We start from the raw sequence: 19,671 nt of genomic DNA, 5'->3' as shown, positions 1-19,671 counted from the left end.
GTTGCGGGTGAGTTGTATTTGTCGGGTGTGCAGGTCGCTCGTGGGTATTTCGGGCGGGTGGATTTGTCGGCGGAGCGGTTTGTGGCGAATCCGTATGGCGGCGTGGGTTCGCGGATGTATCGCACGGGGGATGTGGTGCGGTGGATCGGTGTGTCGGGTGAGCTCGAGTATGTCGGTCGTAGTGATTTTCAGGTGAAGTTGCGTGGTCAGCGGATCGAGTTGGGGGAGATCGAGTCTGCGGTTCGGGATCAGGTGGGTGTGGGTTCTGTGGTGGTGGTGGTGTGGCGTGATCAGTTGGTTGCGTATGTCACTGCTGCGGTGGGGTCTTCGGTTGATGTTGATGTGGTGAAGGTGGGTGTGGGGGAGCGGTTGGCGTCGTATATGGTGCCGTCGCAGTTTGTGGTGTTGGATGTGTTGCCGTTGAATGCTTCGGGGAAGTTGGATCGGAAGTTGTTGCCGGAGCCGGTGTTCGAGGTTGCGGTGTTTAGGGCTCCGGTGACGGCGGTGGAGGAGATCGTTGCGTCGGTGTTTGCCGAGGTGTTGGGTGTTGATCGTGTGGGTCTCGATGACGATTTCTTCGAGCTCGGCGGCAACTCTCTCAACGCCACTCGCACGATCAAACGAATCGCCGATGCTCTCGACACCGAACTTTCGGTTCGAGTTCTGTTCGAAGCATCCACGGTGCAGGATCTCGCAGCGCACGCCGAAAGCCGGACCGGGTCGGGTGGGCGAGTCGCGCTGACCGCGGTCGAGCGGCCAGAGCGGATTCCGCTTTCGTTGGCGCAGCAGCGTATGTGGTTCCTCAACCGATTCGACGGGAGTGCAGCGGCATACAACATCCCGATGGCGCTGCGCCTTCAGGGCGATCTTGACGTCTCGGCGCTGAGCGCGGCGATTTCTGATGTGATCGGGCGGCACGAATCACTTCGAACCGTCTACCCGGAAATCGGAGACGGTCCGGTGCAGGTCGTCAAGCCCGTGTCGAGTTGGTCGGACGAAATCGTCGCAGAACCGACTGGCGTGGACGAACTCGAAGGTGAGTTGGTCGCGCTGGCGTCGACGCGCTTCGACGTCACACGCGAGATTCCGATTCGTATCCGGTTGTTCCAGTTGGCTTCCGACGAATACGTACTCGGTGTCGCGATTCATCATATTTCCGCCGACGGTTCCTCGATGGCACCGTTCGCTCGGGATGTCGTGACCGCATACGCCTCGCGGGTTGCCGGGTACACACCGTCCTGGGCTCCTCTCGACGTTCAGTACGCCGACTACAGCCTGTGGCAGCGAGAGGTGCTGGGCAGTGAGGAAGACGCGGGATCTATTGCTTCGCAGCAGATTGCGTACTGGAGCAATGCTCTTGCCGGGCTGCCTGATCAGCTTGCACTTCCCGCCGACCGGCCGCGCCCCGCGACGCAGTCCTTCCGCGGCGGTTACCTGCACTTCGATATCGATGCAGAGTTGCATGCTCGGTTGAGCGGTCTTGCCAGGGCAAATAATTCGACGCTGTTCATGCTCACGCACACTGCGTTCGCGATGTTGTTGGCTCGACTGTCCGGAACCGAGGACATCGCGGTGGGTACACCCATTGCAGGACGTGGTGAGCGGGCACTCGACGATCTCATCGGCATGTTCGTGAACACCTTGGTGTTCCGTACGCAGATCGACAGCGGCGCGCCGTTCCTCGACCTGCTCGGACGTGTCAGGGAGACCGACCTTCAAGCATTTGCACATTCGGACGTTCCTTTCGAGCGACTCGTGGAGGTGCTCAACCCACCGCGTTCGACCGCTCGTCATCCGCTCTATCAGGTCGGCTTCCTCTTCCAGAACATGGAAACCGGAGGGCTCGAGCTTCCGGGGCTCACCGTCAAGGGCGTCGATATCGACAACGGGGTCGCGCAGTTCGATCTTCAGTTGATCGTCAGTGATCGGTACGACGCGAACGGATCTGCAGCCGGCATCACGTCGATGTTCAGCTACGCGCATGATCTGTTCGACGAGTCGACCGTGCAGGACTTCGCCGATCGATTCGTGCGATTGCTCGCGGAGATCGCGTCCGATCCGTCGTTGACCGTCGGCGACTTCGCGCTGCTGGATTCGTCCGAGAGCGACCGGATCCTGAACCGCTGGAACGAGACCGATCACTCCGTCCCGGGAGTCACTCTGGTCGAACTCTTCGACGAGCAGGTCGGTTCGAACCCGGGTGCGGTGGCAGTGATCGCAGGGAACACGTCGCTGACCTACGCCGAGTTCGATGCACGTGTGAACCGTCTCGCACGCCATCTGATTGCAACCGGTGTCGGTCCGGAGTCGTTGGTCGCGTTGGCAATCGAGCGATCGGTCGAACTGCTGGTCGCCATGTACGCGGTGGTGAAGGCAGGTGGTGGATACGTACCGATCGATCCGAACCACCCGGCGGACCGCATCGAGTACGTGTTGACCATGGCAGATCCGGTCTGCGTCCTCACTGCCTCGACCACTGCGAAGAATCCGGCGTTCGGTGATTCCGTGATCGAGGTGGACACGATCGATCTCGCGTCCTACGCGGAAGCGACGGTTACCGATGCGGATCGGATTGCTCCACTGCGAGTGGGCAACACCGCCTACGTGATCTTCACGTCGGGATCGACGGGGCGACCGAAGGGCGTCGCGATCTCGCATCAGGCGGTGGTCAACCAGATTCTCTGGAAGCGCGATCAGTACAGCCTGGACCGATCCGATGCGATGGTGCTCAAGACCGCGGCAACGTTCGACCTCTCGGTCTGGGAGTTCTGGTCGGCACTGACTTCCGGTGCACGACTGGTGATTGCCGAACCCGAAGGTCACAAGGACCCGAGCTACCTGCTCGACCTGATGACCCGGGAGAAGATCACGACGCTCCACGTGGTGCCGTCGATGCTCGCGATGTTGCAGTCGGCATCGGAAAATGGCCTTCCGGAATCACTTCGTCAGGTGCTTGCGATCGGTGAAGCGTTGCCGGCCGCGACCGCGACCGAGTTCGCAGAACTCAGCGACGCGCAGTTGGTGAATCTGTACGGTCCGACCGAGGCCGCCGTCTCGGTGACAGCGCACGTCGTCGGTTCGGACGATACGACCTCGGTGCCGATCGGTGCCCCCGAATGGAACACGCAGGTGTTCGTGCTCGACACGCGTTTGCATCCGGTCCCCGTCGGAGTCACCGGGGAGCTTTACCTCGCCGGTGCCCAGCTTGCTCGCGGCTATCACGGTCGCGCGGATCTGACGTCGGAACGATTTGTGGCCAACGTCTTCGGTGACGCGGGTTCGCGGTTGTACCGCACGGGCGACCTCGTCCGGTGGACGGAGAACGGCGAACTCGACTACGTGGAGCGCGCCGACTTCCAGGTCAAGATCCGTGGCTACCGCATCGAACTCGGTGAGATCGAAGCGCTTCTTCGCAAGCAGGCCAGCGTGGACTCCGCGGTGGTGGTGGCCAAGTCGGATGCGCGTACCGGTGATCGACTTGTCGGCTACGTCGTTCCTCAAAGCGGGGAAAGCATCGATGTCGAAACCTTGAAGCGGACTCTTGTGGCTGAGTTGCCGAGTTACATGGTGCCGGCGGCATTGATGGTCTTGGACGAACTACCGCTCAACATCAACGGCAAGGTCGATCGCAAAGCCCTGCCAGACCCCGAATTCGAGGCGACCGAATTCCGTGCGCCGACCAACCCCGTCGAAGAGATCGTGGCGGGTGTGTTCGCTGACGTACTCGGTGTGGCGAGGGTCGGACTCGACGACGACTTCTTCGAGCTCGGCGGAAACTCTCTCGTCGCGACGCAGGTCGTGTCGAGGCTGGGTGAGGCGTTGGACGCGCAGATTCCGGTCCGCGTGATCTTCGAGGCGTCGACTGTCGGGGCATTGGCGTCGAGGGTTCTCGAACACGCGGGATCTGGTGGCCGCCCACCGTTGGTGGCTCAGGTGCGTCCGCACGAGATTCCGCTGTCGTTGGCGCAGCAACGTATGTGGGTGCTCAATCAGTTCGACAAGACCTCGGGTGCGTACAACATCCCCGTCGCGATCCGGCTGTCCGGCGCACTCGATGTCGACGCACTTCACTCAGCGGTGTCGGATCTGATCGAGCGTCACGAAGTGCTCCGGACGGTATACCCGGACCGGGGCAACGGACCGGTTCAGATGATCCTGCCTCGCTCCGCAGCGGCGGTGGGACTGGAAGTGATCGCAACCGACGAAGCGTCGGTCGCCGAGCAGGTGGCTGACACAGTTCGCGAGGGCTTCGATGTCACGACAGCCGTTCCGTTGCGAATCCGTCTCTTCGAGGTCGGCGAATCCGAGCGGGTCCTCGTCGTTGTCATTCACCACATCAGCGGTGACGGCTTCTCGATGGCTCCGTTGATCAGAGACACCATGGTTGCGTACACCGCACGTACCGGCGGGGAGACGCCGGAGTGGGCTCCGCTCGAGGTGCAGTACGCCGACTACACGCTGTGGCAGCGTGATGTCCTCGGATCGCCGGAGGACGCGGACAGTCAGCTGGGCCGTCAACTCGCGTACTGGGTGAACGAGCTCAAGGGCACTCCGGAGCTTCTGGAACTGCCGACCGACCGGCCGCGGCCGGCGCGGGCCAGCATGCGCGGTGCGGAATTCGAGTTTGCCGTCGATTCCGAGACCACGGACCGGCTCGCGACGATCGCACGGGAGCAGAACTCGACAGTCTTCATGGTGGTTCACACTGCCCTGGCCGTGCTGTTGGCGAAGATGAGTGGATCGAACGACATCGCAATCGGTACGCCGATCGCGGGTCGAGGTGAGCGGGCGCTCGACGATCTTGTCGGGATGTTCGTCAACACGTTGGTCTTGCGAACGGAGATCGCGCCTGCTTCGACGTTCGTCGACGTTCTGGCACACGTGAAGGACAAGGACTTGTCGGCATTCGCCAATGCCGACGTACCGTTCGAGCGGTTGGTCGACGAACTGGGGCGAGAGCGCTCCCACGCATACTCGCCGCTCTTCCAGGTCATGCTCACCTTCCAGAACATGGCTCTCGGTACGTTCCAGCTCCCGGGCCTCGAGCTCTCTGCGGTCGACAACGGTTTCGACCAGGCGATGTTCGATCTGCAGCTCACCGGTATCGAGCAATTCGACGATGCCGGGGTGCTGTCCGGGCTGAGGATGCGTTTCACCTATGCGACCGACCTGTTCGACGAATCGACCATCGCGCTTTTTGCGGCGCGATTCGGGCGGGTGCTCGAAGAACTGGTGACCGATCCCGGGGTCGTGATTCGCACGATCGACATCGTGACCGAGCAGGAACGCGAGGAAGCGAGCGCTGCCGAGCCGAAGTCCGCGGCAGACCTACCCGAACTGGCAGCCGCAGCGGCGGCCGCCGATCCTGAGGCAATTGCGTTCACCCACGGTGATCAGGCTGTCACCTTCGGTGAGTTGTCGACCAAGCTCGTTGCCATGCGTACCGCCATGGGGGCTGCTCTCGCCCCCGATGCTCTGGTTTCTGTGTCGCTCGCCGGACTTGTTCCGGGCATCCTGCCGGCACTTGGCGTCGACGGTCTCGCCACACTTGTGAGCTCGGTGATAGCTGACGCACAGTCGGTGTCAGCGGGCCGTGGGGGTACGGCCGGGTAACATTCAGTATTTGCCCAGTGAACGCCTCCGGCCGAGCAGAACGCTGTGCTCGACCGGGGCGCACTTCACGAAAGTCAGTTGGAGGAAGTGTAGATGTCCGTCGGTATTCCGGGACCGCAGTCGCTGACGATCGAAGATCTGCCGAAGTTGGTGGCTGCAGTTGCGGCGGTAGATCCTGATCGTGTGGCTCTGAGCCACGGTGGAACCGAAATCAGCTACGGACGACTCAATGACGAGTTGGTCACTCTCGACACCGCGATGGGTGGGGCATTGGGGGCGGATGCCCTGGTTCCTGTTGTCGTTTCCACGGTGCTGCCAGAGCTGATCGGCAGCGAGGCCGACGGTCTCGGCGCGGTGGTCGACCGTCTCATCACCGACGGCACTTCGATCGTGGAGGTCGCGTCGGAGTCCGATGCACACGTGACCCTCGCAGGACTCTTCGACGAGCAGGTCGAGCGGACGCCGGATGCGCTCGCGCTGGATTACGCCGGAACGCAGCTCACTTACGCGCAGTTCGACGCGCGGGCGAACCGCCTGGCCCGTGAACTCGTCGCGGCAGGTGTCGGACCGGACAGCCTCGTCGGTCTTGCGATGCGTCGATCGATCGATCTCCTCGTCTCGATGTACGCGATCGTCAAGGCCGGCGGCGCGTACGTTCCACTCGACCCGGATCATCCTGCCGACCGTCTCGCTTACGTACTCGAGATCGCGAAGCCCACGGCTGTGCTCACACGAACGTCCGATGCCGTGGTGCTGCCGCACGGTACGCCCACGCTCGACGTCGACACCCTCGACTTGTCGGGTCGTGCCGAGACAACTGTCACCGACGCCGACCGGTTGGCGCCGCTGCGCGCGGACAACACTGCGTATGTCATCTTCACGTCCGGATCGACCGGACGCCCCAAAGGCGTTGCAGTCTCTCACCGTGCCATCGTCGCGAACCTGCAATGGCGTCAGACCGCGTACGGATTCACTGCCGACGACGTGATCTTGCAGAAGACACCCTTCACTTTCGATGTGTCCGTGTGGGAGTTCTTCTGGCCGCTGCAGGTCGGTGCATCGCTGGTGATCGCGGAACCCGACGGACATCGTGATCCGGTGTACGTGGCTCGCACGATGATCGAGCGCGGAGTGACGGCGGTGCACTTCGTGCCGTCGATGCTCGCCGTGTTCGTCGCCGAACCCCTTGTTGCGCAGGTCAAAACCCTTCGCTACGTGTTCGCTTCCGGTGAGGCGTTGCCGGCTCGAACGGCGGCACGGCTGCGCGAGGTCAGCAGCGCTGGACTCCACAACCTGTACGGCCCGACCGAAGCCGCCGTCGACGTGACTTATTACGAAACCGGCGAGCAGGATCAGGTGTCGGTGCCGATCGGTGCAGCAGTTGCGGACACCGAGCTCCTGGTACTCGACGATGCGCTGCGGCCCTCGCCGTCGGGTGTAGCAGGAGAGCTCTATCTTGCCGGGATTCAGCTGGCCAGGGGATACGTGTCGCGTCCCGATCTCACGGCAGACCGCTTCGTGGCGCGGCCCGGCGCTACTGACGGATCCCGGATGTACCGAACCGGAGACCTGGTGCGCTGGCGCGGTGCCGGAGCGAACCGTCAGCTCGAATACATCGGTCGCACCGACTTTCAGGTCAAGCTTCGCGGTCTGCGCATCGAGCTCGGTGAGATCGAGGCGGCACTGCTCGATTGCGAAGGTGTTTCCCAAGCCGTGGTGATCGTCCATTCGGACGAAACGATCGGTGACAACTTGGTGGCCTACATCGTCGCCGAGGGTATCGATTCTGAGAATCTGACGTCGTCGCTTGGCGAACGGCTACCCGACTACATGATCCCTGCCATGTTCGTCGAACTGGACGAGTTTCCGCTCAACGCCAGCGGCAAACTGGATCGAAAGGCTTTGCCCACACCCGAATTCGTGTCGAAGACGGTTGAGTACCGCGAGCCCGCGACACCCACCGAAGCCGGTGTGGTCGCGATCTTTGCCGATCTACTCGGGCAGGATCGGGTAGGGGCAGATGACGGCTTCTTCGAACTGGGCGGCAACTCGTTGCTCGCCACTCGCGTGGTTGCGCGGATCAATGCCGAACACGGCATCGCCATCGACATGCGCAACTTCTTCGACGCACCCACCGCCGCAGAACTTGCCGTCTTCATCGACGAAGCGAAAATCTCAGAAGACCGCAAGGCTCACGTTCCCCTGATCCCTCGCGAGCGCCCCGAGTTGGTTCCGCTGTCTTTGGCACAGCAGCGCATGTGGTTCCTCAATCGATTCGAACCAGAATCGGCAGTCGACCATATTCCGGTCGCGCTGCGGCTCAGCGGAGCGCTCGATGTCGATGCGTTGCAAGGCGCACTCGAGGATTTGATCGAGCGGCACGAGATCCTTCGGACTGTGTACCCGGAGGTCGACGGCGTCGGATATCAGCGCCTGGTCGACATTGCAGCCGTGGTACCGAACCTGACTCCCATACGGGTGGACGAGTCGGCGATCGTCGAGCGCGTGACCGACTTCGTGACTCCGGGATTCGACGTGACCACCGAGGTTCCGATTCGGGCGGCACTCTTCCAATTCGCCGCCGACGAATTCGTCCTCGTGTTCGTCGTCCATCACATCAGCGGTGACGGGTTCTCCATGGGACCGTTGACCAAGGACATCGTTTCGTCTTATGTGTCTCGGACACAGGGAATTTCGCACGATCTTGCTCCGCTGCCCGTACAGTTCGCCGACTTTGCACTGTGGCAGCGCGAGGTTCTCGGCAGTGAGGACGACCCGGATTCTCTGATCACTCGCCAGGTCGACTACTGGCGCCACGCATTGGCCGGTATTCCCGATCAGCTCGATCTTCCGTCGGACCGCCCGCGCCCGCGCGTCGCGTCGAACCGGGGAGCCGGGCACACATTCACGATCGAGCCGGATCTCCACCAGGCTCTCAATCGAATTGCGCTCGACAACAACGCATCTCTGTTCATGGTGTTGCACAGTGCCGTGGCGATTCTGCTGGCGCGGTTGTCGGGGACTTCGGACATCGTGATCGGCACTCCGGTCGCCGGTCGAGGCGATCAAGCTCTCGACGACCTGATCGGAATGTTCGTCAACACACTCGTCCTCCGCACGGAGGTTGATCTCGAAGCTTCGGCACGGGACATGATTTCGCGGGCGCGCGAATCCGACCTCAGCGGCTTCGGGCACGCCGATGTGCCATTCGAACGACTGGTGGAGGTACTCAACCCCGCCCGGTCTCAGGCACGGAACCCGTTGTTCCAGGTGATGCTCTCGCTGCAGAACTTGGGACAGAGCATGCAGCAAAGTCTGGAGGTTCCGGGACTGCGCATTTCCGGACTGGACGTAGAGTCGTCGGCCGCGAAGTTCGACCTCCAATTCACTGTGTGGGAATCTGATACCGCGGACAAGGTCGGTGGTTTGACCGTCGCACTGGTCTATGCGACCGACCTGTTCGACGAGTCGTCTGCCAAATCAATCGGAAAGCGGTTGATTTCAGTTCTCGAAGCAGTGGTTGCCGATCCCTCGGTTCGGGTTGGTGATGTGGATATGTTCGATTCGGGTGAGCGATCTTTGGTGCTCGAGTCGTGGAATGGCACTGCGCATGAGGTTGCGGATGTGTCGTTGGTGGACGTGTTCGATGCTCAGGTTGCGGCGTCGCCGGATTCGGTAGCTGTGTCGTTCGAGGGTGTTTCGCTGTCATATGCGGAGTTCGATTCGCGGGTGAATCGTCTTGCCCGGTACCTGGTTTCGGTGGGTGTGGGACCGGAGTCGTTGGTGGGTGTGGCGGTACGTCGGTCGGTTGATTTGTTGGTTGCGGTTTACGGCGTGCTCAAGGCTGGCGGTGGGTATGTTCCGGTGGATCCGGATCAGCCTGCGGAGCGCAATGCGTACGTGTTGGAGTCGGCGTCGCCGGTATGCGTGATCAGTACCTCTGACGTTGGATTCGATGCCGGTGTGGTACCGGTGGTCGAGGTTGATGTTGTTGATGTGTCTGGTTTTTCGGATAACTCTGTTTCGGATATCGATCGGGTCTCGCCTTTGCGGTCGGGCAATGCGGCGTATGTGATTTTCACGTCGGGATCGACGGGACGTCCGAAGGGTGTGTCGGTTTCGCATGCGGCGATTGTGAATCGGTTGGCGTGGATGCAGGACGAGTACGGGTTGGATTCGTCGGATGTGGTGTTGCAGAAGACGCCGTTCACGTTCGATGTGTCGGTGTGGGAGCTTTTCTGGCCGTTGCAGGTTGGTGCTCGGTTGGTGGTGGCTGTGCCGGATGGGCATCGTGACCCGCGGTATTTGACGTCGGTCATTGTGGGGGAGGGTGTGACGACGGTGCATTTCGTGCCGTCGATGCTCGAGGTTTTCGTGACGGATTCGTCTGTGGCTGCGTGTGTTTCGCTGACTCGGGTGTTCGCGTCAGGTGAGGCGTTGCCGGCGAGTGTTGTTGCCGATGTGTGGGCTGTGTTGCCGGGTGTCGGGGTGCACAATTTGTATGGTCCGACCGAGGCGGCGGTGGATGTGACGTTCCACGAGGTGGTGCCGGCGGATGTTCTGGGGGTGCCGATCGGTGCTCCGGTATGGAATACGCAGGTGTTTGTTCTGGACTCTCGATTGAGTCCGGTGCCGGTAGGTGTTGCGGGTGAGCTGTATCTGGCGGGTGTTCAGCTGGCTCGTGGGTATGTGGGTCGGCCGGATTTGTCGTCGGATCGATTTGTGGCGAATCCGTTCTCGGGTGATGGTGGGCGGATGTATCGCTCCGGTGATGTGGTGCGGTGGACTGCGTCGGGCGAGTTGGAGTACATCGGGCGTAGTGACTTTCAGGTGAAGTTGCACGGTTTGCGGATCGAGCTCGGTGAGATCGAGTCGGTGATTCGTGAGCACGAGTCGGTGTCGTCGGTAGTTGTGGTTGTGCGTGAGGATGTGTTGGTTGCGTACGTTACGGCCGCTGGTGGTGTGGTGGACGTTGACGAGTTGAAGAGAGTTGTTGCGGGTCGTCTGCCGGGTTACATGGTGCCGGCGGTGGTGATGGTGCTGGAAGAGTTGCCGTTGGGTGTGTCGGGGAAGTTGGATCGGAAGCTTCTTCCGGATCCGGTGTTCGTGGCGCGCGAGTTTCGGGCACCGTCGAGTGTCGCCGAAATCGCTGTGGCCGGCGTCTTCGGAGATGTTCTCCGGTTGGAACAGGTCGGTCTGGATGACGACTTCTTCGAGCTCGGCGGAAACTCTTTGGTCGCAACGCAGTTGGTGGCTCGCGTAGGTCAAGCGCTCGACACTCAGGTTCCGGTGAGGGTGTTGTTCGATGCTTCGACTGTCGAAGGTTTGGCAGCGCAGGTTGAGTTGATCGCAGGGGCAGGAGGGAGGACCGCGCTCGTGGCCCGCCCACGGCCGGCGTTGATCCCACTCTCACTAGCTCAGCAGCGAATGTGGTTCCTCAGCCGCTTCGATCCTGATTCTGCCGTCAACAACATTCCGATCGCATTGAATATCAAAGGCGTCCTGAATGTTTCGGCGCTGAGGCATGCGATTTCTGATGTAATCGAACGCCACGAGTCGCTCCGGACCGTCTATCCGGAGCAAGGTGGACAAGGACACCAGGTAGTCCTCCCGTCGTCCGAGGTGCCGGTTGAACTGACACCGAAGGTCATCGACGCCTCGCATATTCACAACGAACTTCTGAGTTTCGCGCTCCAGGGTTTCGACGTGACGTCAACCGTTCCGGTTCGAGTCGGGTTGTTCGAACTTGCAGAGGATTCGTACGTTCTGGCCTTCGTTGTGCACCACATCGCAGCGGACGGCTTCTCGATGCGCCCGTTGACTCGGGATGTCATGGTTGCCTACACCGCTCGGGTTTCGAACGGCGTTCCGAATTGGACTCCGCTCGAGGTGCAGTACGCCGATTATGCACTCTGGCAGCGGGAGGTCCTCGGCGACGAGGACGACCCGGATTCGTTGATCTCGGCTCAGCTGGACCACTGGCGCTCCGTCCTTCGTGATTCTCCGGAAGTGCTTGCGTTACCGGCTGACCGATCCCGCCCGGTCGTCGCTTCGAATCGTGGCGCTACGTATCGCTTCTCCGTCAGCGAAGAGATTCGGTCGAGCTTGGACTCACTCGCACGCGAGCGGAACGCATCGCTGTTCATGGTGGTGCATTCGGCCCTCGCCGTGCTTCTCGCAAGGTTGTCCGGTACCAGTGACATCGTGATCGGTACTCCGGTTGCAGGGCGAGGCGAAAAGGCGCTCGACGATGTGATCGGTATGTTCGTGAATACACTGGTCCTGCGGACTCCTGTTGACCTCGCCAGTTCGTTCAGTGCGCTCGTCTCGGCAACGCGGAGGACAGACCTTCAGGCGCTCGGCAACGGCGATGTTCCGTTCGAGCGGCTGGTCGAGGTGCTCGATCCCACCCGATCGCAGGCACATCACCCGCTGTTCCAGGTCGCGTTGTTCTTCCAGAACATGTCGCAGGATGCTTTGGAGCTTTCGGGATTGGAGGTCTCAGGCGTCGAGTTCGATGCCGGTATCGCGAAATTCGATCTTCAACTTACTCTCGCTCCCCGCGTCGAAGATGCGCTCGAAGACGGCATGTTCGCCGAGTTCGCATACGCCACAGATCTGTTCGACGAGTCGACGATTCGTGGATTCGCCGATCGGTTCACCAGGATCCTCGAACAGGTGGTCGTGGATCCGTCGATCACCGTGGGTGACATCGAGCTGTTGGACGAGGCCGAGCGCGAGTCGCTGTTGACTGCGCGCAACTCCACCGCACATGACGTCGGGAACAGTGAGACATTGGCTTCGCTGTTCGACACTCGCGTTGCGTTGGCACCCGATGCTGTTGCCGTGGTGTTCGACGGCCAGTCGCTGACCTATGGCGAGTTGTCGGAACGTGTGAACAAATTGGCACGCAAGCTGATCGAAGATGGTGTCGGGCCCGAATCGTTGGTGGCCTTGGCGATGCGTCGATCGCTCGATCTGGTAGTAGGTATGTACGCGGTGATCGCCGCGGGCGGAGCCTACGTGCCCTTGGATCCCGATCACCCCGCCGAGCGAATCGGGCACATCCTCACGACGGCCGATCCAGTCTGTGTGCTGTCGACGACGAGGGACGCTTTCGTAGCGCCGAACGGCGCCGACGTGCTGTTGATCGACGGTGTCGATCTTTCGAGCTACTCGGCTTCAGTCGTTTCCGATGCTGATCGTCGCGGTCGTCTGCATGATGTGAATGCCGCCTACGTGATCTTCACCTCGGGTTCCACGGGCAAGCCCAAAGGCGTTGCGGTGTCGCATCACGCCATCGTGAACCAGGTCCTGTGGATGCAGGATCAGTACGCCATCGGCCCAGAAGACGTCTATTTGCAAAAGACTGCTACGACATTCGACGTCTCGTTGTGGGGATACTTCACTGCGCTTTTGTCCGGTACGAGAGTGGTGCTGGCATCTCACGACGGCCATCGAGATCCCGCGTATCTGGCTCGTCTGATCGAAGATCATCGGGTGACGCTGACGGACTTCGTTCCATCGATGTTGACCGTCTTCGCGACTTCGGTTCCGGAACACGCATTGGTGTCACTGAGGGACGTATTCGTGATCGGTGAGGCATTGCCGGTCGAGACGGTGCGTGCATTCGCTCAGGTGTCGTCTGCAGGCCTGCACAATGTGTACGGCCCAACCGAGGCTGCGGTCTCGATCACCTACTACGAGGTCGATGGATCGGAATCAACAGGGATTCCGATCGGGGTGCCCGAGTGGAACTCGCAGGTCTACGTGTTGGACAGTCGGTTGCAGCCGGTGCCGGTAGGCGTTGCGGGTGAGCTGTATCTGGCCGGTGATCAACTGGCGCGCGGTTACGTCGCGCGACCCGATCTCACCAGTGATCGTTTTGTCGCGAACCCATTTGTGGAGGCGAGCGACACGAACGGTGAAATCAATCCCGGTGGCAGTCGGATGTATCGCACCGGGGACCTGGTGTGGTGGAACACCGCAGGCGAACTCGAGTATGTCGGGCGTACCGATTTTCAGGTCAAATTCCGTGGTCAGAGGATCGAACTGGGTGAGATCGAGTCAGCTCTGCTGGCGCATTCGACGGTAGCTCAGTGTGTGGTCACTGTGGCATCCACCGATATGGGCGATCAGCTGGTCGCATATGTGATCGCGGTCCCGGATTCTGTGATCGACGTAGAAGTCTTGAGGAATGCGCTTCCTGAATCGCTACCTGTCTACATGATTCCGAACGCGATCATGGTCTTGGACGAGTTGCCTCTGAACTCGTCTGGGAAGTTGGATCGGAAGTTGTTGCCGGAGCCGGTGTTCGAGGTTGCGGTGTTCCGGGCCCCGGTCACGCCGGTAGAACAAATTGTCGCTTCTGTTTTCTCGGCGGTACTCGGGGTCGAGCGAGTGGGTCTGGATGACGACTTCTTCGCACTCGGCGGAAACTCTTTGATTGCTACTCGAATGGCCGCTCGGTTGGGGCAGGCGCTCGATGCACAGGTTCCGGTGCGGGTGTTGTTCGAGGCGTCGTCGGTGGAGTTGTTGGCTGCGCGGATGGAGTCGGAGATTGGTTCGGGTGCGCGGGCAGCGTTGACGGCTCGGGTGCGTCCGGAGCGGGTGCCGTTGTCGTTGGCGCAGCAGCGGATGTGGTTCTTGAACCGTTTCGATACGTTGTCGTCGGCGAACAATATTCCGGTGGCGATTCGGTTGTCGGGGTTGTTGGATGTGGCGGCGTTGGACGCTGCGGTGTCGGATGTTGTTGTGCGGCATGAGATTTTGCGGACGGTGTATCCGGAGGTCGACGGTGTCGGGTTCCAGGAGGTGTTGTCTGCGGATCGGGTGCGGTTGGATTTGTCGCCGGTGGCGGTGTCGGAGTCCGATGTCGTTGGTGCGGTGACGGAGTTCTTGTCGACCGGTTTCGATGTGGCGGTGGAGGTTCCGGTTCGGGCGCGGTTGTTCGCGGTGTCGGAGTCGGAGTTCGTGTTGGCGATGGTGGTTCATCACATCAGTGGTGATGGTGTGTCGATGGGGCCGTTGACGCGTGATGTGATGGTGGCGTACGAGGCTCGTTCTCGGGGTGAGGTGCCGGGGTGGGCGCCGTTGGCGGTGCAGTATGCGGATTACGCGTTGTGGCAGCGGGAGACTCTCGGTTCGGAAGATGATCCGTCGTCGTTGATTTCGCGTCAGATCGGGTTCTGGGAGTCGGCGTTGGCGGGGTTGCCGGATCAGTTGGATTTGCCGGCTGATCGTCCGCGGCCGGCGGTGGCGTCCAATCGTGGCGCCAAACACGCTTTCGTTATCGACGCGCCAGAGCATCATTCTTTGAAAAAAATTGCCCGTGAGTCGAATTCGTCCTTGTTCATGGTGGTGCATGCGGCGTTGGCGGTGTTGTTGTCGCGGTTGTCGGGGACGTCCGATATTGCGATCGGTACTCCGGTGGCGGGTCGTGGTGAGCAGGTTCTCGATGATTTGATCGGGATGTTCGTCAATACGTTGGTGTTGCGGACCGAGATGGATTCTTCGGAGTCGTTCTCGGGGTTGTTGGGTCGGGTTCGTGAGGGCGATCTGGGTGCGTTTGCGCACGTAGATCTGCCGTTCGAGCGGTTGGTGGAGGTGCTCAATCCGGCGCGGTCGCAGGCGCGTAATCCGTTGTTCCAGGTGATGCTGTCGTTCCAGAACATGGAGCAGTCGGTGCTTCGACTTGGCGATCTGACAGTTGCGGGAATCGACGCCAACACGGTGGCGGCCAAGTTCGATCTGCAGCTGACCATGGTCGAGCAGTTCGACGAGGCGGGTGCCCCGGCGGGGATGGCGGCGCAGTTCACGTACGCGACGGATCTGTTCGACGAGTCGACGGTGGCAGGCTTTGCCGGCAGGTTCGGGCGCATCCTTGCTGAGATCACTGTTGATCCGTCAGTTCGGTTGGGTGATATCGACGTACTTACCGCTGCTGAGCGCAGCAACCTTCTCAGCTGGTCCGCTGGTGGGCGCACAGCGTTGGCAGGCGCGTCCTTGACTGCGATGTTCGAAGAACAGGTTGGGCGGACGCCTGATTCTCTTGCCGTCGAGTGCGATGGCGAGGCGCTGACCTATGGGCAGCTCGACGCCTACGCAAACGTGGTGGCCGAGCGATTGACGGCGGCCGGCGTCGGTCCGGATGACGTCGTCGCGTTGATCGTGCCGAGGTCGGTCGAGTGGGTCGTAGGTATGTTGGCGGCGTGGAAGGCGGGTGCTGCGTACGGGCCGATCGATCCGTCGTACCCACAGGATCGGATCGAAGCGATAATCGCCGACACCGGTGCCCGATGCGCGGTGAGTACGACGACTCTCGATCTGGCGGTGGACGTGATCGTCCTCGACAGCATCATGCGTGATTCGCCGAGGGTGGAGAGGCCGACGGATCGATGGCGTGAACTCGGTGCGGGGGACCGCTTGGGGTATGTCATTTCGACATCCGGTTCGACGGGTCGTCCGAAGCCGACGTTGGTGCCGATGGCCGGCATCGAGAACACGGTGGCCTGGTACCGCAGCGAGTTGCCCGAAACTGGTGGTCTATTGATCGCGTCGTCACCGAGTTTCGACTTGACGCAGAAGAACGTCTGGGCAGCGTTGAGCAGCGGTCGGAGCGTAGTGCTTGCCTCGGACGGTTTCGATCCGGATGCGATCGTTGCTCGCGTCGGGCACGGTGACGTTGCAGTGGCGAACATGTCGCCGAGCGCGTTCGAAGCCGTGGTGGATTCCGACGAGGAGTCTGCTTTGAGCGTTCTCGATGTTGTGTTCCTTGGAGGCGAGTCGATCCGGCTTAATCGTCTTGGCAGTTTGTTGTCAGGCGGAGTACGCGTGGTGAACAGTTACGGCCCGACGGAAGCGTCGGACGTGGTCTCGTTCCACGCGGTGACTGCGCATGACACCGTCAGCGTTCCGATCGGTGCACCGGTGCCGAACATGGATCTGTTCGTTCTGGATCGGTCGTTGGGTATGGTGCCGCCGGGCGTGATCGGCGAGTTGTATGTCGGTGGTGTCGGTGTCGGTCGCGGATACGGAAACCGAGCGGCGTTGACGGCGGAGCGTTTCGTCGCCAACCCCTTTGCGGGCGGGGAAAGGGGCGCCTCAGATGGCGGCAGCAGGTTGTATCGAACCGGCGACCTCGTCAGGTGGAACGGTCGGGGCGAGCTCGAGTACATCGGCCGATCGGATTTCCAGGTCAAACTGCGGGGGCAGCGTATCGAACTCGGCGAGATCGAATCTGCTCTGATCTCGCACGAGGCGGTTTCAGATGCGGTGGTCGTCCTGCACAGCGATGCGACGTTCGGCGACAGCCTGGTCGGGTATGTCGTGGGAACTGCAGTAGATGCGTCGGAAGTTCTGGAGTCTGCCCGGGCCGTGCTTCCGACGTACATGGTGCCCTCGAAGGTTCTTGTCCTCGACGAGCTTCCACTCAATGCGTCGGGCAAATTGGATCGAAAGGCTCTCCCGTCACCGGTATTCGAGGCAGCAGAGTTTCGGGCGCCGGTCACAGCGGTGCAGGAAATTGTTGCGTCGGTGTTCGGAGATGTGTTGGGCGCGGAGCGGGTCGGTCTGGATGACGATTTCTTTGCGCTGGGTGGTAATTCGTTGATCGCTACCAGGTTGGCAGCAAGATTGGGGCAGGCACTCGATGCGCAGGTCCCGGTGCGCGTGCTGTTCGAGAACTCGACAGTGGAAGGTTTGGCTGTAGTAGTCCAAAAGACCGCAGGTTCCGGTGCGAGGATGGAGTTGGAGGCGCGGGAACGTCCAGAACGTCTTCCTCTGTCCTTGGCCCAGCAGCGAATGTGGTTGGTAAACCAGATGGATCCCGGTTCTGCGGCATACAACATTCCGTTGGCTCTGCGATTGACAGGGAACTTGGATGTCGCGGCTTTGCGCCAGGCTCTTCACGACGTTTTGGTTCGACATGAGTCGCTCCGGACCAGCTACCCGAGTGACATCGAAGGGCCGGTTCAGAAAATCGTCGCGATCGACGAACTCCTTTCGCCTCTCGAAACGATTCAGGTGGACGACGAGGCCGCGGCGTTCAATCGCGTCGTGGAGTTGGTGACGACCGGATTCGACGTAGCTCAGGAGGTACCTGTACGCACTGGGTTGCTCGAGTTGGGCCCGGCAGACTTCATATTCGTCTTGGTCGCTCATCACATCGCCGCTGACGGTGAATCGATGGGACCTCTTGCCCGAGACATGATGGTCGCCTACGAGGCTCGCGTGCGCGGCACCGCGCCGTCGTGGACGCCGTTGACTGTTCAGTACGCGGACTTCGCGATCTGGCAGCGCGAAGTACTCGGTAGCGCTGGCGAGGTCGGCTCACAGGCTGCACGGCAACTCGACTTCTGGCGCCGGACGTTGGACGGTGTGTCGTCGACGCCCGGATTGCCTTCCGACCGTCAGCGACCCGCGCAGATGTCTGCACGTGCCGGTGTCTCGGAGTTCTCCGTCAACGCGGAGACGGCGGCGCGGCTCAACGAGATTGCGCGCGAACACAACGCCACATTGTTCATGGTTGTGCACGCTGCGCTTGCAGTACTCATCGCACGGTTGAGTGGAAGCCGAGATTTCGCGATCGGAACGGTAGTGGCCGGGCGAGGTGAGCAGCAACTGGACGACATAGTCGGAATGTTCGTCAACACGCTTGCACTCAGGACCGCTCCGGATCTCGGAGCGGGATTCGGCGACTTGGTCTCGCTCGTCCGAAACGTCGATCTCGAGGCATTTGCGAACGGAGACATCCCGTTCGAGGAAGTAACCGGCGCCTTGTCGGCGTCAGCGAGCGAGCTCTTCCAGGTTGCACTGTCGGTCGAACCGATGGCAGGAGCCTCGTTCAGTCTGCCGGATTTGAAGATCACGGCTGTCGAGGGTGTGGAGGCGACTGCGAAGTTCGACCTCCAACTCAATCTCAGTTCAGATCCGGTAACGGGAGGGTTGCTCGGCCATTTGGTTTTCGCTGCGGACCTTTTCGACCAAGCAACCGCCGACGCACATGTCGAGCGCTTCGTCCGCGTTCTAGATCGGGTCTCCTCGGATCCTTCACGTCCGATTGGTGACATCGAACTGCTCACCGACTCCGAACGAGCAGAAGTCCTCGGCTCCGTGGACACAACGCCGCCCCCGGCCGTTGGCGCTCCGACGGGCCGACTCGTGCCACAGCGATTGGCAAATTCCGTAGAGGCTGATCCTGATGCTGTCGCAGTCGTGTGCGATGAGGAGGAAATGACTTACCACGAGGTCGATGCACGATCATCTCGCCTCGCTCGCCACCTGATCAATCTTGGGATCGGTCCGGGCGACACGGTGGGGATCACAGGATTGCGTGGCATCGAACTGGTGGTGGCGGCCTGGGCGCTGTCCAAAGCCGGCGCGGCAGCTCTGGTAGGAGCTACAGGAGCAGCACGTGGGACAGAAACGGCTCCGAGTGTGGCCTTGGCGTTGATTTCGGGTGAGGCCGAATCTGACGTACCGCTGGACACGAGCCTCGACTTGGACCAGCCAGATGTTATCGAGTTGGTGGCGTCGTACTCGAGTCGTTCCGTGAACTACACGGACCGGCTTCGTCCGCTGAGCGCGGACGACATCGCGGTCGTGGTTGCCGGTTCGCACCCTGGCCAGATCACCTATGGAGAGCTCGCAGCGAAGTTGGACGCGATGTCGCAGAAGCACGATGTCGACTATGAATCGCGTTTGATGTACTTCGGTCCCGAGGAAGACGAAACATCGATTCTGACTATTTTGCTTGGCGGAGCGGTCGGTGGCGTCGTACTGCTGTACTCGGAAGCGGCGAAGGACGCAGAGGTACAGGAGCTACTTGCAGAGGAGTGGGTGTCGCACGCGGTTGGTCCGACAGACGTCTTCACAGGTGTTGTCGAAGGAGCTTTGCCAGATCTACGCCTGGCGTGTGATCCCGCGACGTGGACTCTGAGCTGACGCCGCCGTTCACGAAGTTGATGGACTCCCATATCCCGAACAGTCCGATGATGTCCACTCCGCGACAGCTGTAACAATGGTTCGGTGTGTCCGATCAACTATTGGGGCTTTACC

Annotated in this window: 2 protein-coding genes; both read left to right on the top strand. The window is 61.0% G+C overall.

Annotated elements, in window-relative coordinates; all coding sequences use genetic code 11:
- The coding region (locus tag ACYP01_RS09090) for an amino acid adenylation domain-containing protein (RefSeq protein WP_459679525.1) at positions 1-5,613 on the top strand (5,613 nt) is incomplete at its 5' end.
- 93 nt (positions 5,614-5,706) lie between these two features.
- Positions 5,707-19,557 (top strand): amino acid adenylation domain-containing protein, encoded by a 13,851-nt coding sequence (locus tag ACYP01_RS09085; protein WP_459679523.1) that lies wholly within the window; start codon positions 5,707-5,709, stop codon positions 19,555-19,557.
- Positions 19,558-19,671: the final 114 nt, after the last annotated feature.

The sequence above is a fragment of the Rhodococcus sp. no. 34 genome (assembly GCF_054589475.1).
The sequence above is the reverse complement of the archived record's forward strand: the minus strand, read 5'-3'. Positions and strand labels throughout refer to the sequence as shown.